Origin of the sequence: Lonepinella koalarum (assembly GCF_004565475.1) — a bacterium.
Lineage (GTDB): Bacteria > Pseudomonadota > Gammaproteobacteria > Enterobacterales > Pasteurellaceae > Lonepinella > Lonepinella koalarum.
In genome coordinates this window covers 1-534 of record NZ_SRHX01000044.1, presented here as the reverse complement: position 1 = coordinate 534, position 534 = coordinate 1, and the positions used below count along the sequence as shown (strand labels likewise).

The window sequence follows — 534 nt, the reverse complement described above, 5'->3', positions numbered from 1 at the left end:
TCTTGGATTAAACGCTTCTTATCAACTCATCCAAGCTTTTCGCAGATTAGCACGTCCTTCTTCGCCTCTGATTGCCTAGGCATCCACCGTGTACGCTTAGTCACTTAACCATACAACCTGAAGTGCTCTGTACAGGTTTCAGATGACAGGGTTCAGACGACAGCCTGATACCTTTTCTATCTTTAACCTGCTTACTTTAGGTTGATTTTAATAACTAGACTTGTGTGCTTTTGTTCACACAAGATTTTTACTCAAACGTTGAGTCATCTAACAATTATCAGTAACATTACTGTTACCTGACCACTGTTATCTGAACTCTGTTTTCAGCTTGTTTCCAAATTTTTAAAGAACATTAACGATTTCGGCTTGCGCCTATCATCATTGTTAAATTAACTGTTTCCACTAGGGCGTATGCAATACGCCCCTACAATTCGCTTAACAATGATGACCAACAAGTTTTGGTGGAGATAAGCGGGATCGAACCGCTGACCTCCTGCGTGCAAGGCAGGCGCTCTCCCAGCTGAGCTATATCCC

The 534-nt window shown here is 42.3% G+C and carries 1 rRNA gene; it reads right to left on the bottom strand.

Features of this window, described 5'->3' with window-relative positions:
* Positions 1 to 110 (bottom strand): 23S ribosomal RNA (locus E0709_RS12185); the annotation flags it as partial.
* Positions 111 to 534: the final 424 nt, after the last annotated feature.